The sequence below is a fragment of the Salinicola sp. genome (assembly GCF_982684285.1).
Window position 1 is genome coordinate 1 of the sequence record NZ_CEXLVS010000004.1, and the last position, 24,148, is coordinate 24,148.

Here is a 24,148-nt window from a genome sequence, read left to right on the forward strand (position 1 = left end):
GCCCCGGGCGATGATTCATCCGCCGCGACGCGCGCCCGGTACGGGTCATGGTGTGCCATTGATCGCGGATTCGTCCGGTATTGAGCCGCAGCGGTCGCCGAGCGCTGACCTCCTGCTGCGGGGCTCGCGGACGCACCGGCAGCAGTTTCGCCAGGCCGTCCGGCGTGGCGAACTGGCCATCCTCGAACAGCCGGGCGGTGCCCCTGGGTGCGCGATCGTTGACTGGCCACTGGATCGGCGCCAGCGCCTCGTAACCGGCACGATCGAGCGCCGCGAGGCCGGATATGTCGAACAACCTGGCATCCTCGCCCGGTTTGTCGGAGGGGTTCTCGAAACCCGAAAGCCGCGCATTTTCGGCGAAAATATCGGCGGGATGCGTATAGGCAAACGCCTCGCCAAAACCCAGCCCGGCCGCGACCTGGCTCATGATCCACCAATCGTGGCGCGCTTCACCGGGCGGCCGAAGCAACCCTCGCTGGCGCGAGATCCGACGTTCGGAATTGGTCACGGTGCCATCCTTTTCCGCCCAGCTGCTGGCCGGCAGCACGATATCCGCCACTTCCAGCACTTCGGCGTTGGCCATGCAGTCGGAGACGATGACCAGCGGGCAGGCCGCCAGGATGCGCTTGATACGGTTAGCGTCGGGCATGCTGACCACCGGATTGGTCGCCATGATCCAGATGGCGCGAATCTCGCCGCGTTCGATGGCATCGAAAAGCTCGACGGCCTTGTGCCCCGGCTCGTTCGGCAACGTCGGCACGAGCGAGGCCGTCTGCCAGAAACGGGTGACCCGATCGATGGCGCCCGGGGTGTGATAGTCCATGTGCGCGGCCAGCTGGTTGGCCAGCCCGCCGACTTCACGACCGCCCATCGCATTGGGCTGTCCGGTGATCGAGAACGGCCCGGCCCCCGGCAGACCGATCTTGCCCCCGGCCAGGTGGCAGTTGATGATCGCCTGACACTTGTCGGTGCCGCTGCTCGACTGGTTGATACCCTGGGAGTAGAGCGTCACCACGTGCAGATGGGTCGCGAACCAGTAGAAGAAGGTTTCCAACCGTTCAGGATCGACATCGCAGTCGCGGGCGATGGCCGCGAGGCGGGTGTCTTCCTCGCGGGCGGCGTTCAGTGCCGCCTCGAATCCTTGGGTGTGGCGCTCCAGATAACGGTGATCGACCCGACCTTGCTCTTCCATCCACGCCAGCAGGCCATTGAACAGCCGCGCATCGCTGCCCGGCTCGAGCCCCAGGTAGAGATCGGCGATTTCGCAGCTGTCGGTTACGCGCGGATCGATCACCACCACGCGCATCAATGGATTACGCGCCTTGGCCGCCTTCAGGCGCTGATAGAGTACCGGATGGTTCCAGGCCAGATTGGAACCCGCCAGTACCACCAGTTCGGCGCACTCCAGATCCTCGTAGCAGCACGGCACGGCATCCGCTCCGAAGGCGCGCTTGTAGGCGGCCACCGCCGAGGCCATGCAGAGTCGGGAATTGGTATCCACATGCGGCGTACCCAGAAAGCCCTTGAACAGCTTGTTGGCGACGTAATAGTCCTCGGTCAGCAACTGGCCGGAGAGATACGCCGCTACCGCGCCCCGGCCGTGCTCGCGCTGCGTTGACGCCAACCGGGTGACCACGGCATTCAGCGCCGTCGTCCAATCCACCGACTTGCCGTCGACACGGGGGCGCAGCAAGCGCCCTTCGTCGCCCAGGGTCTCGTGAAGGGCGCTACCCTTGACGCAGAGCCGGCCGAAATTGGCCGGATGCGTCCGATCGCCCTCGACGCCGCTCACCCGTTCGCCGTCGTGCTCGACGACGACCCCACACCCGACGCCGCAATACGGACAGGTGGTGGTGTCCTTGAAAGGCGGACAGGTGGTGGTGTCCTTGAAAGGCGGACCGGTAGCGGTGTCTTCGGTAATCGAACGGCCCTTGGCCTGCCGATCTGACATTGCGAGCCTCCAAAAACGCAAAAGGCCTGACATCACTCAAGGTGACGTCAGGCCTCGTTGCCTGCTGGCGGCGAAACAGATGACTGCCCGTCCGCGCGTTATCGATAGTCTCATCGTCCTGGCTGGATCGATGCCGCCGTTGGCATCGATCGTGTCGACCGGGACGAGGACTCTCTGATCAACTTCGTTTGATGACCTGAAACAGGCAAGAACGGGTCCAACATCGCCAGAAAAGCCGAAGAACAAGGATTTGCCGCATTCGACCCATGGCGTCATCGGCTTCGCCCCACGCGTCGACGGGCGCTACGGCCCGCATTGGTGCAGCCATCGCCGCCTGCGCACCGATGTTGCGCAAATTCGATATCCCCGGCGCCCAAAGCATTTCCCATCTCGCTGAAATGACGATATCGGGATCGGGCTGGCACGCTTTTCGCTTCCTACGACGTGACGACGACCAACGGCGGTCGCGTCGACGCCAAACGATGCCCGCAATGCCGTCGGCATCCACCGCATGACAGCGAGACAGACACTGTTCGAATTTCAGGCAAAGGCGCCTGATGCCGCGAAGCCCCGCTTCGTGTCATCAGGCGCCTTTTTCGTTGCTGGCCAGCACCTGACGGGGCGGCCACGACGCCGGATGGGAGAGACCTCATGTCCCAGAACGATTCCCTCAACGGGTTTCTGAACGCTTCCCGGAACCCGCCCTCGGATACCTGCAGCGCCCCGGCGCATCTGGTGATCGTCGGTAACGGCATGGCCGGCCATCGCCTGCTGAGCGCGCTGCTGAAACGACCGGACCGCCCCGACCGCATCACGGTCATCGGCGAGGAAGCCTCGCCGGCCTACAACCGCATCCTGTTGTCGCCGTGGCTGGCCGGCGAGATCGAACGCAGCGCGCTCGACCTCCCCCTCGAGGACGTCGCAACGGTGGGCGTGACATGGCGGCTGGGCGAACGGGTGGTCGCCATCGACCGGCGACGACGCCGGATCCGGACCGACCGGGGCGAACCGGTGGCTTACGACCGCCTGGTACTGGCGACAGGCTCGCGCCCTGCCCTGCCGGACGTTCCCGGCATGCGGCTGGGCAATGTCGGCGGATTCCGCGATCTCGTCGATACCGCCTGGCTCACGTCGCGACCCATGGGTAGCCGTGCGGTCGTCATCGGCGGCGGGCTGCTGGGGCTGGAGGCGGCGGAAGGTCTGCGCAAGCGAGGGCTGGCCGTCAGCGTGCTGCAGCGCAGCGAGCGCTTGATGAACCGGCAACTGGATGAGACGGCGGCGAGCTGGCTGCGTACCGAACTGGAGAGCCGCGGGTTGACCATCGAGACCCACGCCCACCTGGCCGCCTGCGAAGGCGATACCGATGGCAACGTGTCCGCGGTGCAGTTGGAGGATGGCCGCCGACTGCCTGCCGACTGCGTGGTGGTCGCCGCCGGTATCAAGCCCAATACGGCACTGGCCCGACAGTCCGGACTGAGGACCGCCCGCGGTATCGTCGTCGACGCGACGCTGACGACCAGCGACCCCGCCATTCACGCCCTCGGCGAGTGCTGCGAGTTCGAGGGCAACACCTACGGTCTGGTCGACCCGATCTGGCGACAGGCGGATGTGCTCGCCGCTCGGCTCTGCGGCCAGCACAGCGCCCCCTACCGCGAGATCCCGTGTGCAACCCGTCTCAAGGTCGCGGATATCTCGATCTTTGCCTTCGGCCCGGTCGAGATTCCGCCAGGGCACGAGACGCTGACCTACGCCGATGCCGAGAACGGCGACTACCGTCGGTTGTTGCTGCACGACGATCGTCTCGTCGGCGCGGTGCTCTACGGCGACACCGCCGCCGGCCCCGGCTATTTCCACCACGCCCGTGAAGCCCACGATCTGAGCTCCTGCCGTGACGTACTGCTGTTCGGCGCCGATGACGCCACCCGACTTCTGGCCGACAACGCCACTGATAAACTGGAGGAAGCGGCATGACTCACGCTCCTGGTACGACACCTGCCCCTGTCACGACACACGCCCCGGTCACGACGACCGACAAGCCCAGCCTGCTGGTAATCGGCAACGGCATGGTCGGACACTACTGCCTGGAGCAACTGGTCGAGCGCGGAGCCCACCATCGCTACGCAATCACCGTCTTCGGCGAGGAGCGCCATCGCGCCTATGACCGCGTGCACCTGTCCGACTACTTTACCGGCAGCGACGCCGATGCACTGGCGCTGGGCGAGGCGGATTTCTGTGCGCGCCATGGTATCGACCTGCGCCTGGGCGAAGCGGTCATCGCGATCGACCGCCACGCCCGCAACGTCGCCACCGATCGCGGCCTGCACGACTTCGACCAGCTGATTCTGGCGACCGGCTCCTATCCCTTCGTGCCGCCGATACCGACGCCAGAGACCGACGATAGCGGCCATGCCCGCCTGGTCTACCGAACGCTGGACGATCTCGACCGCATCCGCGAGGCGGCGTTGTCGCTGGAAGATCGCGAAATCCTCCGCGGCGTGGTGGTCGGTGGCGGCCTGCTGGGCCTCGAGGCCGCCAACGCGCTCAAGTCGCTGGGGCTAGAGGCCCACGTGGTCGAGTTCGCCCCCCGCCTGATGCCGGTGCAGCTGGATGCCGAGGGCGGCGAGGCACTCAAGTGTCAGATCGAAGCGCTGGGCGTGCAGGTGCATCTCGCTCGTGCGACGAGCGAGATTGTCGCTGGCGACACCCACCGCTACCGCATGAACTTCGCCGACGGCGAGTGGCTGGAGACCGACATGATCGTGTTCTCGGCCGGTATTCGCCCCCAGGATCGGCTGGCCCGCGACTGTGGCCTGGAGATCGGGGAGCGAGGCGGCGTCGTGATCGACGACACCTGCCACACCTCCGATCCGGACATCTTCGCCATCGGCGAATGCGCGCTGTGGAACGGCCAGGTCTTCGGGCTGGTCGCCCCCGGCTACACCATGGCGCGCACGGTAGCCGGCTGTCTGGTCGATAGCGGCGAACCGTTCAGCGGCGCCGACATGTCGACCAAGCTCAAGCTGCTTGGCGTCGACGTAGGCTCCATCGGCGATGCGCATGCGGCGACCGAAGGCGCCGTGAGCTACCGCTTCATCGACGAAGCCGGCCAAGGCTACCGCCGGCTGGTGGTCTCCGGCGACGGCAAGCGCGCCCTGGGCGCCGTGCTGGTGGGCGACAACAGTTATTACGACACGCTGTTGCAGTACGTGCAGAACGGCATCGCGCTGCCCGCCGATCCGGCCAGCCTGATCCTGCCCCAGGGCGAGGGCGCGCCGCTGCTGGGCGCGGATGCCCTGCCGGAAAGTGCCACGATCTGCTCGTGTCACAACGTTTCCAAAGGGGCTGTCTGCCAGGCGGTCGACGCCGGCTGTACCGACCTCGGCGCGCTCAAGGGGGAAACCAAGGCCAGCACCGGTTGCGGCGGCTGCACGGCACTGCTCAAGCAGGTCTTCGAGCATGAGCTGGAAAGTCGCGGGGTCGAAGTCGACCGCAGCCTTTGCGAGCACTTCGCCTATACCCGCCAGGAGCTCTACGGCCTCATCCGGGTCGAGGGCATTCAAAGTTTCGAAGCGCTCCATGCCCGTCACGGCAAGGGAAGGCTGGGCTGCGATATCTGCAAGCCGGCCGTCGCCTCGATCCTGGCCTCGTGTTGGAACGCGCCGATCACCAATCCCTCGCTGGTACCACTGCAGGACACCAACGATACCTTCATGGCCAACATGCAGAAGAACGGTACCTATTCGGTGGTGCCGCGTATTCCCGGTGGGGAGATCACTCCGGACAAGCTGATCGCCATCGGCGCGGTGGCCAAGAAGTACGATCTCTACACCAAGATCACCGGCGGCCAGCGTATCGACCTGTTCGGCGCCCAGTTGCACGAACTTCCGGAGATCTGGGGCGAGCTGATCGCCGCCGGCTTCGAGACCGGCCACGCCTACGGCAAATCCACCCGCACCGTGAAATCCTGCGTGGGCAACACCTGGTGTCGCTACGGCGTGCAGGACAGCGTGGCCATGGCACTGAGAATCGAGAATCGCTACAAGGGGCTGCGCTCGCCGCACAAGCTGAAGTTCGCCGTCTCCGGCTGCACCCGGGAGTGCGCCGAAGCCCAGAGCAAGGACATCGGCGTGATCGCCACCGAGCACGGCTGGAATCTCTACGTGTGCGGCAATGGCGGCATGCGCCCACGCCATGGCGAGCTGTTCGCCACCGATCTCGACGATACCGAACTGCTGCGCATCATCGACCGGCTGCTGATGTTCTATATCCGCACCGCCGATCGCCTTCAGCGTACCTCGGTGTGGCGCGAGAACCTCGATGGCGGGCTCGATTATCTCAAGGCGGTCATCCTCGAGGACAGCCTGGGGCTGGGGCATGAGCTCGAGGCCCAGATGCAGCACGTGGTGGATCAGTACGAGTGTGAATGGGCCAACGCGCTCAAGGATCCGGACAAGCTCAAGCGCTTCCGCACCTTCGTCAACGACCAGCGCAGCGATCCGGACATCATCGCGGTCAGCGAGCGCGATCAACCGCGCCCGGCTAGAGAAGAAGAAATCGCCGCCCTGGCTACGGAGATTACCTCATGAGCACTGCCATTCTCGAAGTCTCTGAACTCGCCGTGGCGGGGAAAAAGCGTGTCCGCCTCTGCTCGCGGGAGGATCTGGTCGCTGGCTCTGGTGTCGTCGCCTGGCACGAGGGCCATCAGATCGCGATTTTCTATCTACCGGGTCGGCCGGAAGCGGCCGGTGAGCCGTCTAATCGACCCGAAGCCGTCGGTGAGCTGTCTACCCGACCCGAAGCCGTCGGTGAGCTTTACGCCGTGGACAACCACGATCCGTTTTCCGGCGCCAACGTGATCGGCCGCGGCATTATTGGCGACCTCGCAGGGGAGCTGGTGGTTGCCTCACCGATCTACAAGCACCATTTTCGGCTGAGAGATGGCCAGTGCCTGGAAGATCCCGGTCAGTGTCTGCGCCACTGGTCGGTCGCCTTCGACGGCGACGACGTGATGCTGCGGGAGCCACGAACGATCCGTGCCTGACAGGCTGCCCGACAAAGACTGATAGCCGCGGGCTTGCGACAACGCCGGGCCCTTGAAGCCGGCACAAAAAAAGCCCGCGCAAGAGGGGGGATGCGCGGGCGAGGCGGGGTGTTACTAGGAGACGCGACTCGAACGACTGCTGCGAAGGAATCTTGCATTCGATGGAAATATGTTAGCACCCTTATATTTCCCTGACAATGCAATATCGCAATCGCTCTCATCGCTCCGTGCTATCGCCGCCGCGCTCGCCCCCATGGCGCTCGGCCAACTCTTGGCGGTGGTCGCGCAGCTCCTGTCGCAACGACTCGATCTCCAGCTGAAGTTCGCTCACCTGCTCGATCATATGGCGCATCATCCGCCGGTTCGCCTTGTGCTGGCGCGATTCGGACTCGCCCTGGTCCTCGACGAACAGCGAGCTGACGTAAGCGGCGAAACTGCCGAACAGGCCGACACCGCAGACCATCAGCATCACGGCCACCACGCGTCCCATCGTGGTGACCGGATAGTAATCGCCGTAGCCCACCGTGGTGACGGTCACCACGGCCCACCACAGCGCCTCCTCGGCAGTATTGATCGGGCTGGCGGGATTCGGGGTCTCCACCATCAGCACCGTCATCGCGCCGAACACCACCAGCATCACGGTAGCGGTCGCGGCCGAGGCGAGCACGCCCTCGGCGCGATTGCGGAACAGCAGTTGCCAGATCAACTCCAGCGACCGTAACGCGCGCAGCACGCGAATGACCTGAACGACTCGCACCAGCCGCGCCGCCTGGAACCATCCCGCGGGTATGCAGGCCAGCAGGTCCAGCCACCCCCATCGCATGTAGCGCCATTTGCTGGGCGCCCGATAGAACCGCTGGCAGAAGTCGATGAAGAAGAACAAACAGACCAGGTAATCCAGATAGTCGAAGAGCCGGCTGATCTCGGGGGGCAAAGCGAAGAATATGTCGGCGAGCATGGCCCCCAGGACATAGAAAGAGAGCGCCAGGATAAAAAACTGAAACGGCGTAACGTGTTCTTTCACGACGAGTCCCATTCACGTGAACGACCCGCACCGGCGACCATTGGACCGCGGCAGGATCGGGGTGAATGACATTATCAGCGGTTTGGTCGGTAAAACGCGAATCGTCCGGTTCGATGCGGCGTCAAGCGCGGCCTGGAGGCGGCGTCGACGCGCTCACCGGATCCCGGTGTCAGGCCGAGCAGGGATTGGCGGCTTTCAACTGGGCGAAGTTGGTCACGAAGGTATCCATCTTCTCCGCGTCGTAGTCCTGCAGGCCGCTGATGACCAGTTTCTTGGAGCCGATACCCACGTCACGGCCATTGCAGCTCATGCGAAACTCCAGGTGCGCTTCCCCGCGCTTGCCCTTCACGTCCAGGTTGGCACCGGCAAAATCGAGATCCAGATCGCAGGGATCGTGATCCTCGAGCGAGAACCCCATGCTGTCGTAGATCACCAGCGGACGCCGGGGATTGAACATCACGCCTTTTTCCTCGAGCAGCGGCTTGAGGTAATGCGGGAAGTTGCGACCCGAAAAGGCGACGTAACGACGGGTGAAGGTCTCCACCGTGGCGGGGTCACGGATCGTCCAGCCGCTGCGCTTGACGCTCAGATAACGCTTGCCGTTTTCGTCCACGACACTGACGGTTCCCGCCTCCTCCTCGCAGAAGCTCAGCGCCACGCGATCGCCCACCATCCCGCAAAAATGGAAGGTCATGTGCTGTGACAATCCATAGCGAGACAGCACCAGTGCGAACAGCAGGTCGCCCGGGACACAGAAGCGGCGCGCGCAGGGATCGTGAATCGGGTTGTAATCGCCCGCGATCTGTCGCGCGAACCGACTGGCCTGCTCCGCCGTGATACAGATACGGTTCGCGTCGGTAGAATGGAACTCGTCGAGAAACATAGGTGGTCGACCCACATGTCGAGTGACTTGGCGTTGGTTCTGGCTTGACGATGGTTCTGACAATCGGCGCCGCTCTTGTACCACAACTTCGTTCAAAGCGCAGCGCACCATTAACATTTAGAGACAAATGATAGCGTAGTTTACCCAAATGAATGTTCCAACCACAGTCAACGAAGCGTCGGATCCCCGTTCATGTCCCTGCGGCAGTGGCTGGCACTACGATCGCTGCTGCGGGATCTACCATCGTCTGGAGCAAACCGCACCGACGCCGGAGGCGCTCATGCGCTCCCGCTATTCGGCCTTTGCGCTGGGCGGGCTGGGCAGCTACCTGGTCAGAACCTGGGATCCCGACGCGATCGAGCCGACCCTCACGAGCGCAGCGCTCGACCGGCGGGACAATCAATGGCTGGGCCTCGAGATCGTCGGCACCCGCACGACCGGTGCGAAGGCCACGGTCGAATTCAAGGCGCGCTTTCGTCCCTGGAACGCCGTCTCCGCCGAACCGGTCCAGACGCTTCACGAGCGCTCTCGTTTCCGGCGTCATCGCGGCGACTGGCTCTACATCGATGGCGTCATCGATCCACCTCCCGCCGGAAGCCCGTCGCGCAACGCTCCCTGTCCGTGTGGAAGCGGCAGCAAAGCCAAACGCTGCTGCCTGCGCTGACACCGCTTCTCCATGGCCGAGCCGCAGGCAAGTGGACCGTGCTGCGGCGCCCCGCTACGCTTTTCTCCTGTCGATGCACCATCCGCGACGCTCCGGTGTGCCCATCAATCCTTTCGAGGCGCCATGGCGCTTCGATGTGCGAACACGAAAAGCAGGTGAATGGAAATTTCCGATAGCGCCACCAACCTCCTCAGCCAAGCGCAGGAAGCCCTCGGCCAGTGGCTGCACATCCCCGGCTGGATAGTGCTCCCGGCGCTGATTCTCCTCGTCGCTTTCATCATCGATCTCGCGCTGTACTTCACCCTCAACCGGATGGAGCGCCGCCTGCGCGACTCGCCCCGCCGCTGGGACGACCCCATCCTCCACGGCCTGCGTCTGCCGTTGCGCTGGTGGGTCTGGATCACCGCCTTGATGGTCGACCTGGGCATCATCGGCGCGCACTTCGAGATCGAGCGCCTGACCACCGTGTTCTCGCGTCTCGGCGCCTTGATCACGCTGCTGCTCGTCGCCTGGGGCGGCATTCGCCTGTTCCGGCGGCTGGAGCAGCGGCTGGTATTCCCACCGGTCAACTGCCATGCCAAGCCCGTCGACCCGACCTCGGCATCGGCGCTGACCAAGATCGTCGGCGCCGTGCTGATCGTCACGCTGCTGCTGATCGGGCTGCAGATCCTGGGGGTGTCGATGTCGAGCATCCTGGCCATGGGCGGTTTCGGTGGCCTGGTCATCGGCTTTGCCGCGCGGGACGTCATCGCCAACTTCTTCGGCGGCATGGTGGTCCATCTGGACAAGCCCTTCGTGGTCGGCGACTGGATCCGCTCGCCCGAGCGCCAGATCGAGGGCATCGTCGAGGACATCGGCTGGCGCCTCACCACGGTGCGGACCTTTGCCGGGCCGCCGCTGTACGTGCCCAATGCCTGGTTCAGCCAGATTTCCGTCGAGACCCCGACGCGGATGGTCAGCCGCCGCCTGTGGGAGACCATCGGTATCCGCTATCAGGATATCGGCAAGATCGAGAACATCACCGGCGATATTCGCGACCTGCTGCAGCAACACGAGGAGATCAACCAGGACGAGCTGATCACGGTCAATTTCGTCACCTACGGTCAGTACTCGCTGGACATCATGATCTACGCCTTCACCCACGAGACGGACTGGCAGCGATTCCATGAGATCAAGCAGGCCATCCTGCTGAAGATCCGTGACATCATCGACCGGCACGGCGCCCGCCTGGCCCTTCCGGCATCTCGGCTCTATCTTCCCGAGGGCCTGGATCGCGAGGATGGCGAACGAGACGGGACCCAACTGGACCGTGAGCGGAAATCGGGTGACAGCGGCGACGACGCGCCCCGCTCTTCCCGCGGTAAACGCCAACCCTCCAGGGCCCCGGGCCCCGCCGACGATTCCCAGGAAGAGGGCGACGCCTGATCCCCGGTTGCGCGGCGATCTCGGGGCTAGGCCCCGCCACGATGACCCAGCGCGCACCAGGCATCGCTCAGCCAGCGGCCAGCCGCGGCGATCTCGGTGTCGGTGGCGCCGGCGTACCCCAGCACCAGGCCTGGCCGGGCGGGAGCGCGCAGGAAATAGCGCGATAGCGGCGACAGTAGCACCCCCGCCTGCTCTGCCCGAGAGACCAGTTCGGCCTCCAGCGCCGGGCTTTCCAATTCGGCAACCAGGTGCATGCCCGCCGTTCCCGCCGACAGCACGAGGCCATTCGCCACCGCCGGGGCCAGCGCATGGCGCAAGGCCGCCTGGCGTTGTCGATAGAGCTCCCGCATCCGCGAGACGTGGCGCGCGAAATGCCCTTCGGTAATGAACGTCGCCAGCGCGGCCTGTGCCACGTACTGCCCCTCGCGGTGGAGTCGCGCATTGGCCCGCCGAAATGGCTCGACCAGGGGATCCGGCAGTACCAGATAGCCCAAGCGCAAGCCGGGATACATCACCTTGCTGAAGGTGCCGACGTAGATGACCGGTGCGTCGTCGACGAGCCCCTGTAGCGAGGCGATCGGCGCGCTGGCATAGCGAAACTCACTATCGTAGTCGTCCTCCACGATCCAGGCGCCGTGACGCTGGGCCGCTTCGATCAGCGCCGTGCGTCGCTTGAGACTCATCGTCACGCCGCTGGGATACTGGTGCGAGGGTGTCACGTAGATCAGCCGGGGCGTCGCCACCGAGGACGGCAGGGTGGCGATTGCCATGCCCTCGTCATCCACCGGTACCGGCACGATGTCGAGCCCGGCGGCGAGGAAGCAGGCGTGCGCACCGCCGTAGCCCGGCTCCTCCATCCAGACCGTCTCCCCCGTATCGGCCAGCAACCGGGCGATCAGTTCGAAGCCCTGCTGGGCGCCCTGGGTCACCAGGATCTGATCGGGCCGGCAGCGTACCGATCGCGACAACCGCAGATAGTCGCAGAGCGCCTCGCGAAGTGCCGGCACGCCTCCCCGATGCTGATAGTCATGCCACTCCAGCGGCGCCTGCTGCTGGTGACGACGCAGCAACCGCTGCCAGCGCTCGCGCGGGAACCGGTCCAGCGCGGGCACGCCCGGCACGAAGGCGGCGTGGCGATCGCTCAACACGCCGCTGACATCGAGAATGCGCTGGCCGCGGCCGGAAAGTGCCGCCGATACGGCCACCCTCTCCGGCATCGGACGCCTTCCCGCCACCGCCGCCGCGCCCCACTCGGCGACGAACACCCCCGCGCCGGGCCGACTCTCGAGGAACCCCTCGGCGGTCAATCGATCGACCGCGCCCAGCACGGTGTTGCGACCCAGCCCGAGCTCGCGCGCCAGTTGCCGCGACGAGGGCAGCGCGCTGCCCGGCTTGAGCTTGCCCTGCTGGATCCAGTCTCGCAGCGACTGGTACAGGCGCTGGGTCAGGGTAAGCGACGACGGCGTGGCGAGGCGCATCGTCAACGCTTCGACGATCCACGGGCGATGCGCATTGGGCTGCTTCACTGGTTCCCTCGCTCCTGCGTTAACTGGCTCTTATCGAAGAACCAGCATGACGCCAGACTGCTGGCAAGTCACGCCGATCCTGCTGGAGCCCCGCATGCCCGACATCCGCATCGCCACCCCCGAAGACATCGACGACATCGCACCGCTGGTCGATGGCTACCGCCAGTTCTATCGACAGCCAAGCGATCCCGAGGGCGCCCGGGCCTTTCTGGGCGAACGCTACCGGCGCGGAGACGCTCACCTGTTGGTGGCCCATGACGCTGGCGGCACCGCCGTCGGCTTCGCCCAGCTGTTCCCGGTACCCTCGACCACCACCCTCGGTTCGCGCTGGATCCTCAACGATCTCTTCGTCGTCCCCGAGGGTCGTTGCCGCGGCATCGGCAGCGCCCTGCTGCAGGCCGCCAGGGAGCTGGCGTCCGACCACGGCGTTGCCCAACTGATGCTGCGCACCCAGGTCGACAACACCGCCGCCCAGTCCCGTTACCGCGCGCTCGGCTGGAAACGCGACGACGCCTTCCACACCTTTCTGTTGAGTGTCTGATGCCATGACGACAACCAACGAATACGGCCAGCCCGTGGGCGACGATATCCCGGACTGGCGCGAGCCACCTTTTCCGGACGCGAGCGTCCGGGAAGGTCGCTTCTGTCGTCTGGAGCCGCTCGATCCACGCCGGCATGCGCCATCGCTATGGCAAGCGTGGCAGATGCCGGATCCCGATATCGCCAACGATCGCGAGGCCAGGGCACGCTGGACCTACCTGGGCGGCCGTGCTTTCGACGATCAGGCGGGATGCGAGCACTGGCTGGAGGCGATGAGTGGCGACAGCGACCCGGTCTGCTACGCCATCATCGATCCGGCCGACGGCCAGGCCGTGGGCATGGCAACCTACCTGCGCATCGTCCCGGCCGACGCCACGCTGGAGATCGGTCATCTCAACTTCTCGGTACGCATGGCACGAACGCCGATCTCCAGCGAAGCGTTGATGTTGCTGATTCGATACGCCTTCGCGCTCGGCTACCGCCGCGTGGAGTGGAAATGCGATTCCCTCAATGTCCCGTCCCGACGCGCGGCCGAGCGGCTGGGCTTCCGTCCGGAGGGCGTCTTCCGCCAGCACCGGGTGGTCAATGGACGCAACCGCGACACGGCCTGGTTCTCGATCGTCGACGACGAGTGGCCGGCGATCCACGCCTGCCACGAGCAGTGGCTCGCAGCCGAGAACTTCGACGCCAACGGGCGCCAACGACGATCGCTGTCGAGCATGACCGAGCAACTGACGAGAAGTGAGCGCTAGCATGTACCAACCGAGCCATTTTCGACTCGACGATGCCGAAACCCTGCAGTTGACCATCGAGCAATCGCCCTTTGCCACGCTGGTCACCCACGGCGCCGAAAGCGGGCTAACCGCCGACCATCTGCCGCTTTTGTTCGAACCCGCCGAGGGCAACCTGTCGGGGGGTAGGCTTCGCGGGCATATCGCTCGGGCCAACCCGTTGGCATCGCGCGCGTTCGATCATCGGGCGCTGGCGATCTTTCACGGCCCCCAGGCGTATATCACGCCTAGTTGGTATCCGGCCAAGAAGGCGCACGGCAGGGTCGTCCCCACCTGGAACTACGAAGTGGTTCATGTCCATGGCAGACTGCATCTGATCGACGACCCCGCGTGGCTGTATGGCGTGGTAGGCGCGCTGACCGAGCGCTTCGAGCGCGAACGCGCCTTACCTTGGTCGATCGACGACGCGCCGGCGGATTTCATCACCAAGATGTGTCGGGCCATCGTCGGCGTCGAGTTGACCATCCAGCGCATCGAGGGCAAACGCAAGGCGAGCCAGAACAAGCCTATCGAGGAGCGCGAGGCCATTCTTGAGGGTCTTCAAAGCGAATACGGTCACCCTCCCGATAATGCCAAAACCCTAAGTGGAATCGAATGAGATCGGGAAAGCCCTATGTCCGAATACAACGCAATCGTGCGCTGGCAGCGTCAGCTAACGGAGACCTTCATCGATAGCCAATACAGTAGAGGCCATCACTGGCACTTCGATGGCGGCGTGACGGTCCCGGCCTCCTCTTCTCCCCATATCGTCCCGCTCCCCTACTCGGTCGATGCCAACGTCGATCCCGAGGAAGCCTTCGTCGCGGCGCTCTCCAGCTGCCATATGCTGGTGTTTCTCGGTATCGTTGCCAAACGACGCTTCGTCGTCGAGCACTACGAGGACAACGCCGTCGGCGTGCTGGAAAAGAACGACGCCGGCCGGTTGGCGATGACGCGGGTCACGCTGCGCCCGGCGGTGACGTTTTCCGGCGAGCGCCGACCGACGCCCGAACAGCTCGAGACGATGCACCACCAGGCCCACCGGGGCTGCTTCATCGCCAACTCGGTCAAGACCGCCGTCGTCACCGAGATCGTCGAACCCCGAGAGACCCCATGACCCGACTCATCACCTATACCGAAGCCCGCGACCGGCTCTCCTGGGCCGGCGCCGTGGAGGCCCTGCGCCAAGGCCATCTCGCGGCCCGACCGGAGATCGACGACACCTTCCTGGGGCCTGCCGACAGGACGCTGCTCAATCGCTCCTGTTTCATCCCCGGCATCGGCTATGGCGCCAAGGCGGTCACCGTCTTCGACGGCAATGCCGCCCGCGGCCTGGATACCGTTCAGGGCGCCATGCTCTATTTCGCCCCGGAGGATGGCCAGTTGAAGGCGATCATCGAGAGCCGACTGGTCACCGAGATCAAGACGGCCAGCGACTCCGTGCTGGGCGCGCTGCTGCTGGCCCGGCAGGAGAGTCGCCATCTGCTCATCTGTGGCGCCGGCAATGTCGCGGCCAGCCTGATCGACGCCTACACCGCCCTGTTCCCCGGCCTCGAGCGCATCAGCCTGTGGAACCGGACTCACGACAAGGCACGGGCTCTCGCCAGCGCCTGTGAAGCTCGCGGCCTGGACGTGGTGGCGGTGAGCGACCTGGAAACGGCGGCCGGATCGGCGGATATCATCGCCAGCGCCACCATGGCGCGAACCCCGTTCCTCCGGGGCGAGTGGATCCGCGCAGGCACCCATGTCGACCTGATCGGCGCGTTCAAGGCCGACATGCGTGAAGCGGACGATACGCTGCTGCAGAAGGCCCGGCTGTTCGTGGACAGCCGCGAGACCACGCTCGGCCATATCGGCGAGTTGAAGATTCCCCTCGCCGCCGGCGTCATCGCCGAGGCCGACGTCCTCGCCGATTTTCGCGACCTGCTCGCCGGCGCCCCGGGCCGCGAGGCGGAGAGCGATATCACCGTGTTCAAGAATGGTGGCGGTGCCCACCTCGACCTGATGATTGCCCGCTATATCGCCGCAACCGCGCGGTAGCCCGCACCGCCCGCTGCGACGGTCGGTCACTGGACGCCGCCGCTCAGCGGCGTAGAATGCGCGGCGTTCGGCTATCAAGGCGCCCGTGACCGCGCCAGAAAACTGTCCAAGGCGCCCGTGACCGCGCCCTTTTTATCAACCCGGTCCGCCCTTTGCGAGGGCGACTACCAGGAGTCTGAGCATGTCATCAAGCGATCCCGCGATCGTAGTCGCGGCGTTGTATCAGTTCGTCACTCTCGACGACTTCGAAGCCCTGCGCGAGCCGCTGCTCGCCCAGATGCAGCGCCTCGATATCAAGGGCACGCTGCTGCTCGCCAACGAGGGCATCAACGGTACCGTTTCCGGCACCCGCGAGAGCATCGACGCGCTGCTCGGCTGGCTCAAGCGCGATCCCCGCTTTGCCGAGCTGGGCCACAAGGAATCCTACTGCGACGCGCACCCGTTCTACCGCACCAAGGTCAAGCTCAAGCGCGAGATCGTCACCATGGGCGTACCCGACGTCGACCCGAACCGTCGGGTCGGCACCTATGTCGAGCCGGAGCAGTGGAACGCGCTGATCGAGGATCCCGAGGTGCTGGTCATCGATACCCGCAACGACTACGAAGTGGCCATCGGCAGCTTCGAGGGTGCGGTCGACCCCAGGACCAAGTCGTTCCGCGAGTTCCCCGAGTACGTCAGGCAACACTACGATCCCAGCCGCCACAAGAAGGTGGCGATGTTCTGCACCGGGGGCATCCGCTGCGAGAAGGCGTCGAGCTTCATGCTCAACGAGGGATTCGAGGAAGTCTTCCACCTCAAGGGGGGCATCCTGAGCTATCTGGAGCGGGTGCCGGAGGCACAGAGCCGCTGGCGCGGCGACTGTTTCGTGTTCGACAACCGGGTCACCGTTCGCCACGACCTGAGCGAGGGCGAGTTCGAGCAGTGCCATGCCTGTCGCATGCCGATCTCCAACGCGGACCAGTCGTCGGACAAGTACACGCCGGGGATCAGTTGCCCCCACTGCTGGGATTCGCTACCGGAAAAGACGCGGGCCAGTGCCCGCGAGCGGCAGAAGCAGATCGAGCTGGCCCGAGCCCGCAACCAGCCGCATCCGATCGGTCGCAACCCGCGCGAAACGTCGAACGCCTGACGCCGGATGCAAAACGGCCTCCCGATCGCTTCGGGAGGCCGTCGTTCGAACGCCGAGGGTGTCGCCGGGGCCGGCTCAGTGCGCGCTGCGCACCAGCTCCTTCCGGTCCGGTTCGGGCAGCAAGCCGTAGCCACTCAACTTGGCAAAGAAACGTCGCATCCGCCGATCGACTTTCTGACGCGCGAACCAGGGCCAGACGTTGGCCAGCGGCATGAAGTCCGGGTTGGAGACGCCGTCGATCAGCCATAGCCGCCGAGAGCCGTCGGCCAGGCGCTGGCAGACGATGTTGCGGTCGTTGATATCGGACGGCACGATCCAGTTGTCGCGAAGATAGTGATACAGCCCCTGAAGCTCGTCGGCGAACGCACGGGTGGCGAACCAGGCCGTCTCGCCCCGATCACGGTACTGTCGAATGGTGGAGGAGATCTGGCCATCGGCATCGGTCACCAGCCCAAACACCAGCCCCGGACCATGATCGGTCTCCATCGCTCCGAAATATTCCGGGACATGGCGCCAGTCGTCGAGGCCGCGCGCCTTCAGAACGTCGAAGTAGACCTGTTCCCGCTCGTTCTGGTGGCTGCCGCGCTCGGGAAAGCGGGGCACCTTGATGCAGCGCTCGGGCCGATCCGGATGCCGGTAGATCGCCCGATCGTTGCCGTGGGCAATTTCATTGAGATGGGAAAGTCGATACACGGTGGGCCACTCCGAACCGTAACGCAGGCGTCATGACCCGTTAATGTTATCTTAATCAAACGGTGTTTTCAGTGATCTTTCGTCTCATCGTCGGACGCCGGGCGCATCCAGCGATCCCACAGCCGGGAGACGGTGTCGCGATGATCGGCGAAGACCTCCCCCGACACCAGGCTGCGCCCCTTGGCCAGTGCCGCCCGGTGACTGGCGTCGCGATAGGCCAGATAGGCCGCCTGCAGATCGCGGGCATCCTGCTCGGGTAACCTGCCGCTCTGGGCCAGCGCATCCAGCAGCCGCATGTTGTCGGTAACCTCGAGCAGGGCCGGCGTCGTTGCCGACAGGGCCAGCACGGCGTACTGGTTCATGAACTCGATGTCCACCAGGCCACCGGCATCCTGCTTGAGGTGGAACTGCCCCGCCTCTCTTGCCTCGGCACCGCTACCCAGATGCTCGCGCATCTTGTGCCGCATCCCGACCACTTCCCGACGCAGCTCGTCGCAGTCGCGCTCTCGCCCCAGCACTTCCCGGCGGACGGCCTCGAAACGCTCGCCCAGGGCATCGTCGCCGGCCACCGCCCGTGCGCGCACCAGCGCCTGATGCTCCCAGATCCAGGCCTCCTTGCGCTGGTACTCGGCGAACGCGTCCAGCGAGGAGACCAGCAACCCGGCATTGCCCGAAGGGCGCAGGCGCATGTCGACCTCGTAGAGCGTGCCGCTTGGCGTGGTGGCGGTGAGCAGATGAATGATCCGCTGGCCCAGACGGGTGAAGAACACCAGGTTGTCGATCGACTTGGCACCGTCGGTGACGCCCTGCGGCGCGGCGTCGTATAGGAACACCAGGTCGAGATCGGAGCCGTATCCCAGCTCGATGCCACCCAGCTTGCCGTAGCCGACGATCAGGAAACCCGCCTGATCCGCCGAATCCCGGGCGCTGGGTTGGCCGTATCGTGCCGTCAGCGAGCGCCACGCCATCCGCAATACGCTATCCAGCACCACCTCGGCGATCGCGGTCAGGTAATCGCTGACCTTCATCAACACGCGCCCCCCGGCGATGTCGGAGGCGGCCACGCGCAGCACCTGGGTCTGCTTGAAGACCCGCATCGCCTCCAGCCACCCCTCCTCGTCGTCTTCGGGAATCCGCGCCAGGGTCTGGCGCAGTTCATCCGCCAGCCGCTGCTTGTCGGCCGGCGAGTAGAGCGTCGCGGGGGTCAGCAGCTCGTCGAGCAGGATGGGATGGCGGGCCAGCTGTTCGGCAATCCAGGGGCTGGCCGAGCAGAGCCGTACCAGCGACGGCAGCACCTGCGGATTCTCGCGCAGCAGCGACAGGTAGGCGGTACGCCGCAGCACCGCCTCGATCAGCGGCAGCACGCGCTCCAGGGCCACGCTCGGCGCTTCGCTCTCCGCCGCCGCTTCCAGCAGCAGCGGCATGACGGCATCGAGACGCTCGTAGCCGATCCGCTGCATCGACTTCACGCCGCGGGAGTCCCGGAAGGCGCCCAGTCGCCGCAGCGACTCGGGCAGCTCGAAGCCTGCCGCCGCCATCGTTCGCTCCGCCTCGGCGTCGTCCATCTCCCCCTGCCACAGCTGCCGCCAGGCGACGTCGTGCCGGCCGGTCTCGTCCTCCGGGGACGGCGATTCGTCATCGGGATCGGCGATCACCGCGTCGAAATGACGTCTCACCCGCTCACGACAGGCCGCGAGCGCCTCTCTCAACGCCCCCCAGTCCGGCATCCGCATGGCCATTGCCAACCTCGCCTGGTTCTCCGGGTCGCCCGGCAGCGTCTGCGTCTGGCGGTCCTGCTGCGCCTGCAGCGCATGTTCCAGATCCCGCAGGAAGACGTAGTCCTCGCGCAGCTCGTCGACCACCGCCTGCGGCAGCAGCTCCAGCGCGACCAGTTGCGACATCGCATCCCGCAGCGAGGTCACCTGAAGTTCGGTGTCCCGGCCGCCACGTATCAACTGAAACGCCTGGACCACGAACTCGACCTCCCGGATCCCCCCTCGCCCCAGCTTGATGTTGTCGTCCCGTCCCAGCCGCTTGACCTCGCGATGGATCATCGCCTTCATGTCGCGCAGCGACTCGATCGCACCGAAGTCGAGATACTTGCGGTAGATGAAAGGCTTGAGTTCACCGAGCAGCTGGTATCCGGCATCGATGTCGCCGGCGACGGGGCGCGCCTTGAGCATGGCATAGCGCTCCCACTCCCGCCCCTGGTCCTGGTAGTAGCTGGTGAAGGTGTTGAAGCTGCCGACCAGCGGCCCGCCATCGCCCAGCGGGCGCAGTCGCATGTCGACCCGGAACACGAAGCCGTCGGCGGAGATCGCGTCCAGTGCGGCGATCAGCTTCTGCCCCAGCTTGGTGAAATATTGCTGGTGCTCGTACTCTCGCGCTCCCCCCTGGGTGGTGCCCTTTTCGGGAAAGGCGAAGATCAGGTCGATGTCCGAGGAGAGGTTGAGTTCGCCGGCGCCGAGCTTGCCCATGCCCAGCACGATCAGGCGCTGGGCCGCGCCGTCGGCGCGTGGAGCCGGTGTCCCCCAGCGGGCCGCGAAATGCCCCTCGAGCCACCCCAGCGCCCCTTCGAGGCAGATTTCCGCCAGTTCGGAGACGGCGCGGGCGGTCCGCCACATGTCGCCACCGTTGAGGTCGCGCCAGACGATGCCGAGCATTCGCGCCTGGCGGAAACGACGCAAGACGCGGTGAAGCGTCTCCTCGCTGTCCGCCATCGCCAGCGCCTCGCGCAATATCTCCTCCAGCAGCGCCCGGTCCGGGGCCGCTTCAAGCTCGCCCATCTCCAGCGCGGCGGGCAGCAACGCCGGGCGCGTAGCCAGGGCATCCAGCGCGAAGTCCGACAGCAGCACCAGACGGGCGAGCTCGCCTCCCCGGGTCCCGTCCAGCGAATGCCACGCCTCGGCGACCGCCGGCTCCACGCCGGCGCCTACCGCCTCCTCCAGCCGCTGCCTGGCTTCGCGGCTGGCACTTTCCAGCTCCGCGGGGACATCCATCTCGGCAAACCAGCACTCGGGTAACGGCATCAGGGGCTCCAGACAGGCGATGGTCGGGTCAACGCGGATAGGCCCGACCAGCATAACGAAAGCCTCTAGCGAGACCCAAGCGACGAAGGTCGTTGCCTACGTGCCGATGCCTCGACCGACTGGTGCCGTCGCTCGGCCAGATGCACGGTGTCAAACCAAGGTTGTATTACATCGTACGAATAAACCGACTACAAAGGCACAAGCCAATCAGCCGGGGCCAGGTGCACTCCTCCAACCACAAGCGCTCCTCGATCTGCCGCCCCCACTCTCGAAGTCCACCCACTGCCAAGGATTACCCCATGACGTTCAAGAAAACCCTGCTGGGAATCGCCTGCCTGGCATCACTGACGGTAGGCACCGCCCAAGCCGACTTCCCGAATCGGGATATCCGCGTCATCGTGCCGGCAGCCGCCGGCGGCGGTACCGACGCCATCGTTCGCAAGGCCTCCAACATCGCCGAAGAGTCGCTGCCCGTCTCGATGTATGTCGAGAACGTGGAAGGCGGCATGACGGCAACCGGCCTGCTCCAGTTGATGAAAGCGCGCCCGGACGGACAGACCATCGCCGCGATCACCTATGACAGCATCATCACGATCCCGTGGAAGAACATGCTGCCCGGCTTCGACATGGACAAGATGCGCATGATTGCGCGCATCACCAGCGAAGCCGATGCGATCACCGTGCCGGAAAACTCTCCTTACAAGACGCTGGATGACCTGATTGCCGCGGCCAAGGAAAAGCCCGACAGTATCCGCGTCGGCATCCAGAACATGGGGGCCAGAACCCATCTGACACTGCTGCAGCTCCAGGAACAGACCGGCGCCAAGTTCAAGATCGTCTCCTACGACAACAGCGCAGCGTCGCAAAAGGAAGCCCTGCTCAACGGCGAAGCCGATGCCGTCGTCACCAGTCTCGGCGATCTGGCACCGCTGATCGAGTCCGGCCAGGCGCGCGGTCTGGTCGAATTTTCCGACACCCAGAATGAAGGCTTCCCCAATGTACCGCCGGTCACCGAGACCGATACCGGCCTCGACCTGCAGATGGGTAGCTTCATCATCATGGTGGCCCCGGCGCGTACGCCGGACGACGTGATCGAGAAGCTGGAAGCCACGTACCACAAGGCCTATGAGAGTGACGAATTCCAGCAGTGGCTGAAACAGATCGGCGTGACGCCCGCCTGGCTGGGAGCCGACGACGTGACCCAGTGGGCGAACGATACCCAGCAGCAGCTCTTCAGCACCATGGACGATCTGGTCGACCAGGGCGTGCTGGAGAAATAAGCCACCCGCGTTCGTTCCTATCCACACTGCGCCATGCCGTTCGCATGGCGCAGCGCTGCGACTTCAGGTGCCCTATGTCGTTGAAACCATCATCTCCGCACTCTTCCCGACGCGCTGGACTGGGTGGTGAATTCTTCGTGCCGGCGGCGCTCGCGCTCATCACCCTGATCTATCTGGTCTCGGCGATCCAGCTCGGGCCACCGATGAAGGCCGGCAACATGACCGCGTCCTTCTTCCCCATCGCGACCGCGATCATCATGCTGATTGCGCTCTCCTGCGCCATGGTTCATGCGCTGCGCGGCAGGGCCAGGGCATCCGCCGAATCGTCGCCAGTCGACGCGGAAAGCCACGATGAGATTCCCAGCGGCCGCCAGTACGCCGGGCTCTCACTCGGCGCGATCGGCGTCGTCGTGCTGACGGCGGGCTATCTGCTGGCGTTCGATCTGATCGGCTACTTCGTCGCGACGTTCGTCTACGTATTACTGCTTTGCTGTCTGTTCGGCGGCGGCTTCCGCGATAAATGGCCGACCAAGCTGATCGCCGCCATCGCCATCACCCTGGCGGGCTACCTGCTGTTCGAGGTCGTCTTCCAGGTCCGCCTGCCCACTCTCTGGAGTCAATGATCATGGACGCGATCTCCGGGCTGCTGGGTGGCTTCGCCGCCCTCGCCAATCCCGAAACCCTGCTCTACATGATCGGGGGATTCCTGATCGGCACCTTCTTCGGCGCGGTGCCGGGGCTGACCTCGGTACTGGCCATTGCCCTGCTGCTGCCGCTGACCTACAGCCTCGACGTGACCACGGCGCTGGTCGCCTGCGCCAGCATCTTCATGGCCGGGATGTGCAGCGGCAGCATCACCGCCACCACCATCAACATTCCCGGGGCGCCCTCGTCGATGATGACCGCCCTGGAGGGTTACCCGATGCAGCAGCGCGGCGAGGGTGCCAAGGCGCTCGGTCATGCCGCACTGGGTTCGATGATCGGCGGTTCGCTGGGCGCCCTGCTGCTGATGGTGATGGCACCGCTGGCGGCGGACGTGGCCCTGCTGATCCGCACGCCGGGCAAGTTCTCGCTGATCGCCTTTGCGCTGATCGTGATCATCATTTCCCAGCGCGGGTCGATCACCAAGGGCATGATCGCGACCCTGTTCGGCGTCATGGTCGCCACCATCGGCATCGACGTGGTCCAGCCGCTGGCCCGCTACACCTTCGGCACCGGTGTGCTGGTCCAGGGCATCGACATGATGCCGCTGATCATCGGCACCTTCGCCATCAGCGAGCTACTGGTCCAAGCCGACAGTCGCAGCACCCGCACCGTCGACCCGAGCATGATCAAGGCGGCCAGGGTGAGACGTCGCGATTTCATCCCGCCGCTCTCCGAAGTCCGCGAGATCGGCGCGCTGCGCTACCTGAAAAGCGCGGTCATCGGCTACGCGGTGGGCATTCTCCCCGGCGCCGGCGGCTCGATGGCGGCTTTCGTCTCCTACGCCGAATCGATGCGCTCCTCCAAGCATCCGGAGCGTTACGGCAAGGGCAACCCGGAAGGTATCGCGGCGGCAGAATGCGCCAACAACTCGATGTGCGGCGGCGCGTTCGTGCCGATGCTGACGTTCGGCATCCCCGGCGATCCGACCACCGCCATCGTGCTCGGCGTGCTGGTGATCAACGGCCTCCAGCCCGGCCCGCAGTTCATGACCCAGCAGCTCGACCTGATCGCGCCGATGTTCGCCTCGCTGTTCGTCAGCGCCCTGATCCTGATCCCGCTGACGCTCTACCTGCTCGGCCCCTACTTTCTCAAGATCGTGTCGATCCGCCGTGACGTGCTCTACTCGAGCATTGCCATCGTCGCACTGGTGGGCAGCTACGTGGCCACCTACTCCACGTTCCAGATGGCGCTGGCATTGGTGTTCGGCGTGCTGGCCTACTACCTGCGCAAGCAGAAGTATCCCACCGTCTGCCTGCTGCTGGGGTTCGTGCTCGGTCCGAGCCTGGAGGAGTACTGCCGTCGAGCGCTTTCCATCAACGACGGTAACCCGCTGATCTTCTTCACCAGCCCGGACAGCCTCTTCTTCATCGCGCTGACCGCGGTGTTCTTCTACTTCATGGTGATTCGCAAGCCCAAGGATAACGGGCTGGGAACACGGCCCGCATAGG

Annotated in this window: 20 protein-coding genes; 14 read left to right on the plus strand and 6 right to left on the minus strand. The window is 65.1% G+C overall.

Annotation, left to right across the window (positions count from 1 at the left end; genetic code table 11):
• On the minus strand, positions 1-1,951 hold a 1,951-nt coding region (locus AC3AYF_RS00735; protein WP_487779296.1), incomplete at its 3' end, for a molybdopterin-dependent oxidoreductase.
• A gap of 651 nt (positions 1,952-2,602) precedes the next feature.
• Here AC3AYF_RS00735 and AC3AYF_RS00740 point away from each other — a divergent pair.
• Genes AC3AYF_RS00740 through AC3AYF_RS00750 form a run of 3 tightly spaced genes read left to right on the plus strand, consistent with a single transcriptional unit; the run spans position 2,603 to position 6,992 of the window.
• Positions 2,603-3,922, plus strand: a complete 1,320-nt coding sequence (locus tag AC3AYF_RS00740; RefSeq protein ID WP_295035572.1) for an NAD(P)/FAD-dependent oxidoreductase — start codon at positions 2,603-2,605, stop codon at positions 3,920-3,922.
• Positions 3,919-6,537, plus strand: coding sequence for a nitrite reductase large subunit NirB (gene nirB / locus AC3AYF_RS00745; RefSeq protein ID WP_295035570.1), 2,619 nt, complete (start codon positions 3,919-3,921; stop codon positions 6,535-6,537). The genes AC3AYF_RS00740 and nirB overlap by 4 nt, the downstream gene beginning before the upstream one ends.
• The gene (locus AC3AYF_RS00750; RefSeq protein ID WP_295035568.1) at positions 6,534-6,992 is read left to right on the plus strand and encodes a nitrite reductase small subunit NirD; all 459 of its coding nucleotides are present in this window, start codon (positions 6,534-6,536) and stop codon (positions 6,990-6,992) included. Before nirB ends, AC3AYF_RS00750 begins: the two co-directional genes overlap by 4 nt.
• 217 nt (positions 6,993-7,209) lie before the next feature.
• Here the strand turns inward: AC3AYF_RS00750 and AC3AYF_RS00755 are convergent, their stop codons facing one another.
• Complete coding sequence (locus tag AC3AYF_RS00755; protein WP_295035566.1) at positions 7,210-8,016, minus strand: ion transporter; 807 nt, start codon at positions 8,014-8,016, stop codon at positions 7,210-7,212.
• 169 nt (positions 8,017-8,185) lie between these two features.
• Positions 8,186-8,899: a DUF3581 family protein gene (locus AC3AYF_RS00760; protein ID WP_295035564.1), complete on the minus strand. Its 714-nt coding sequence runs from the start codon at positions 8,897-8,899 to the stop codon at positions 8,186-8,188.
• A 148-nt stretch (positions 8,900-9,047) separates the two neighbouring features.
• Here AC3AYF_RS00760 and AC3AYF_RS00765 point away from each other — a divergent pair, with 148 nt between their 5' ends.
• Both AC3AYF_RS00765 and AC3AYF_RS00770 read left to right on the plus strand, forming a co-directional pair.
• The gene (locus tag AC3AYF_RS00765; protein ID WP_295035562.1) at positions 9,048-9,563 is read left to right on the plus strand and encodes a YchJ family protein; all 516 of its coding nucleotides are present in this window, start codon (positions 9,048-9,050) and stop codon (positions 9,561-9,563) included.
• 159 nt (positions 9,564-9,722) lie between these two features.
• Positions 9,723-10,988: a mechanosensitive ion channel family protein gene (locus AC3AYF_RS00770; RefSeq protein WP_295035560.1), complete on the plus strand. Its 1,266-nt coding sequence runs from the start codon at positions 9,723-9,725 to the stop codon at positions 10,986-10,988.
• Positions 10,989-11,014: 26 nt separating this feature from the next.
• Here AC3AYF_RS00770 and pdxR read toward each other — a convergent pair whose 3' ends face one another.
• Positions 11,015-12,466: a MocR-like pyridoxine biosynthesis transcription factor PdxR gene (gene pdxR, locus AC3AYF_RS00775; protein ID WP_295035575.1), complete on the minus strand. Its 1,452-nt coding sequence runs from the start codon at positions 12,464-12,466 to the stop codon at positions 11,015-11,017.
• A gap of 94 nt (positions 12,467-12,560) precedes the next feature.
• Between pdxR and AC3AYF_RS00780 the strand changes: the two genes are divergently transcribed.
• From AC3AYF_RS00780 to trhO, 6 genes are all read left to right on the plus strand, one after another.
• On the plus strand, positions 12,561-13,055 hold the full coding sequence (locus tag AC3AYF_RS00780) for a GNAT family N-acetyltransferase (RefSeq protein WP_295035558.1): 495 nt from the start codon (positions 12,561-12,563) through the stop codon (positions 13,053-13,055).
• A 4-nt stretch (positions 13,056-13,059) separates the two neighbouring features.
• Positions 13,060-13,806, plus strand: a complete 747-nt coding sequence (locus AC3AYF_RS00785; RefSeq protein WP_295035557.1) for a GNAT family N-acetyltransferase — start codon at positions 13,060-13,062, stop codon at positions 13,804-13,806.
• A 1-nt stretch (position 13,807) separates the two neighbouring features.
• The gene (locus tag AC3AYF_RS00790) at positions 13,808-14,443 is read left to right on the plus strand and encodes an FMN-binding negative transcriptional regulator (RefSeq protein ID WP_295035556.1); all 636 of its coding nucleotides are present in this window, start codon (positions 13,808-13,810) and stop codon (positions 14,441-14,443) included.
• A 15-nt stretch (positions 14,444-14,458) separates the two neighbouring features.
• Positions 14,459-14,941, plus strand: coding sequence for an OsmC family protein (locus tag AC3AYF_RS00795; RefSeq protein ID WP_295035554.1), 483 nt, complete (start codon positions 14,459-14,461; stop codon positions 14,939-14,941).
• The gene (locus AC3AYF_RS00800) at positions 14,938-15,864 is read left to right on the plus strand and encodes an ornithine cyclodeaminase family protein (RefSeq protein WP_295035553.1); all 927 of its coding nucleotides are present in this window, start codon (positions 14,938-14,940) and stop codon (positions 15,862-15,864) included. The genes AC3AYF_RS00795 and AC3AYF_RS00800 overlap by 4 nt, the downstream gene beginning before the upstream one ends.
• 181 nt (positions 15,865-16,045) lie before the next feature.
• The gene (gene trhO, locus AC3AYF_RS00805) at positions 16,046-16,993 is read left to right on the plus strand and encodes an oxygen-dependent tRNA uridine(34) hydroxylase TrhO (RefSeq protein WP_295035551.1); all 948 of its coding nucleotides are present in this window, start codon (positions 16,046-16,048) and stop codon (positions 16,991-16,993) included.
• Positions 16,994-17,068: 75 nt separating this feature from the next.
• Here trhO and AC3AYF_RS00810 read toward each other — a convergent pair whose 3' ends face one another.
• Complete coding sequence (locus AC3AYF_RS00810) at positions 17,069-17,686, minus strand: YrbL family protein (protein WP_295035549.1); 618 nt, start codon at positions 17,684-17,686, stop codon at positions 17,069-17,071.
• A 68-nt stretch (positions 17,687-17,754) separates the two neighbouring features.
• A complete protein-coding gene (gene glnE / locus AC3AYF_RS00815; RefSeq protein WP_487779297.1) occupies positions 17,755-20,715 on the minus strand; it encodes a bifunctional [glutamate--ammonia ligase]-adenylyl-L-tyrosine phosphorylase/[glutamate--ammonia-ligase] adenylyltransferase in 2,961 nt (986 codons plus the stop codon).
• Between the two features lie 299 nt (positions 20,716-21,014).
• Between glnE and AC3AYF_RS00820 the strand changes: the two genes are divergently transcribed.
• The 3 genes from AC3AYF_RS00820 to AC3AYF_RS00830 all read left to right on the plus strand — a co-directional run bounded on the left by AC3AYF_RS00820 (position 21,015) and on the right by AC3AYF_RS00830 (position 24,147).
• A complete protein-coding gene (locus AC3AYF_RS00820; RefSeq protein WP_295035547.1) occupies positions 21,015-21,995 on the plus strand; it encodes a Bug family tripartite tricarboxylate transporter substrate binding protein in 981 nt (326 codons plus the stop codon).
• An 80-nt stretch (positions 21,996-22,075) separates the two neighbouring features.
• Entirely contained in the window at positions 22,076-22,618 is a 543-nt protein-coding gene (locus AC3AYF_RS00825) for a tripartite tricarboxylate transporter TctB family protein (protein WP_295035545.1), read from the plus strand.
• 2 nt (positions 22,619-22,620) lie between these two features.
• Positions 22,621-24,147: a tripartite tricarboxylate transporter permease gene (locus AC3AYF_RS00830; RefSeq protein ID WP_295035543.1), complete on the plus strand. Its 1,527-nt coding sequence runs from the start codon at positions 22,621-22,623 to the stop codon at positions 24,145-24,147.
• Position 24,148: the final 1 nt, after the last annotated feature.

Excerpts from the sequence above, each read along its gene's own strand:
- AC3AYF_RS00740 (WP_295035572.1), top strand. The coding sequence starts at position 2,603 with ATGTCCCAGAACGATTCCCTCAACGGGTTTCTGAACGCTTCCCGGAAC.
- nirB (WP_295035570.1), top strand. The coding sequence starts at position 3,919 with ATGACTCACGCTCCTGGTACGACACCTGCCCCTGTCACGACACACGCC.
- AC3AYF_RS00750 (WP_295035568.1), top strand. The coding sequence starts at position 6,534 with ATGAGCACTGCCATTCTCGAAGTCTCTGAACTCGCCGTGGCGGGGAAA.
- AC3AYF_RS00760 (WP_295035564.1), bottom strand. The coding sequence starts at position 8,899 with ATGTTTCTCGACGAGTTCCATTCTACCGACGCGAACCGTATCTGTATC.
- AC3AYF_RS00765 (WP_295035562.1), top strand. The coding sequence starts at position 9,048 with ATGAATGTTCCAACCACAGTCAACGAAGCGTCGGATCCCCGTTCATGT.
- AC3AYF_RS00770 (WP_295035560.1), top strand. The coding sequence starts at position 9,723 with ATGGAAATTTCCGATAGCGCCACCAACCTCCTCAGCCAAGCGCAGGAA.
- pdxR (WP_295035575.1), bottom strand. The coding sequence starts at position 12,466 with ATGCGCCTCGCCACGCCGTCGTCGCTTACCCTGACCCAGCGCCTGTAC.
- AC3AYF_RS00780 (WP_295035558.1), top strand. The coding sequence starts at position 12,561 with ATGACGCCAGACTGCTGGCAAGTCACGCCGATCCTGCTGGAGCCCCGC.
- AC3AYF_RS00785 (WP_295035557.1), top strand. The coding sequence starts at position 13,060 with ATGACGACAACCAACGAATACGGCCAGCCCGTGGGCGACGATATCCCG.
- AC3AYF_RS00790 (WP_295035556.1), top strand. The coding sequence starts at position 13,808 with ATGTACCAACCGAGCCATTTTCGACTCGACGATGCCGAAACCCTGCAG.
- AC3AYF_RS00795 (WP_295035554.1), top strand. The coding sequence starts at position 14,459 with ATGTCCGAATACAACGCAATCGTGCGCTGGCAGCGTCAGCTAACGGAG.
- AC3AYF_RS00800 (WP_295035553.1), top strand. The coding sequence starts at position 14,938 with ATGACCCGACTCATCACCTATACCGAAGCCCGCGACCGGCTCTCCTGG.
- trhO (WP_295035551.1), top strand. The coding sequence starts at position 16,046 with ATGTCATCAAGCGATCCCGCGATCGTAGTCGCGGCGTTGTATCAGTTC.
- glnE (WP_487779297.1), bottom strand. The coding sequence starts at position 20,715 with ATGCCGTTACCCGAGTGCTGGTTTGCCGAGATGGATGTCCCCGCGGAG.
- AC3AYF_RS00820 (WP_295035547.1), top strand. The coding sequence starts at position 21,015 with ATGACGTTCAAGAAAACCCTGCTGGGAATCGCCTGCCTGGCATCACTG.
- AC3AYF_RS00830 (WP_295035543.1), top strand. The coding sequence starts at position 22,621 with ATGGACGCGATCTCCGGGCTGCTGGGTGGCTTCGCCGCCCTCGCCAAT.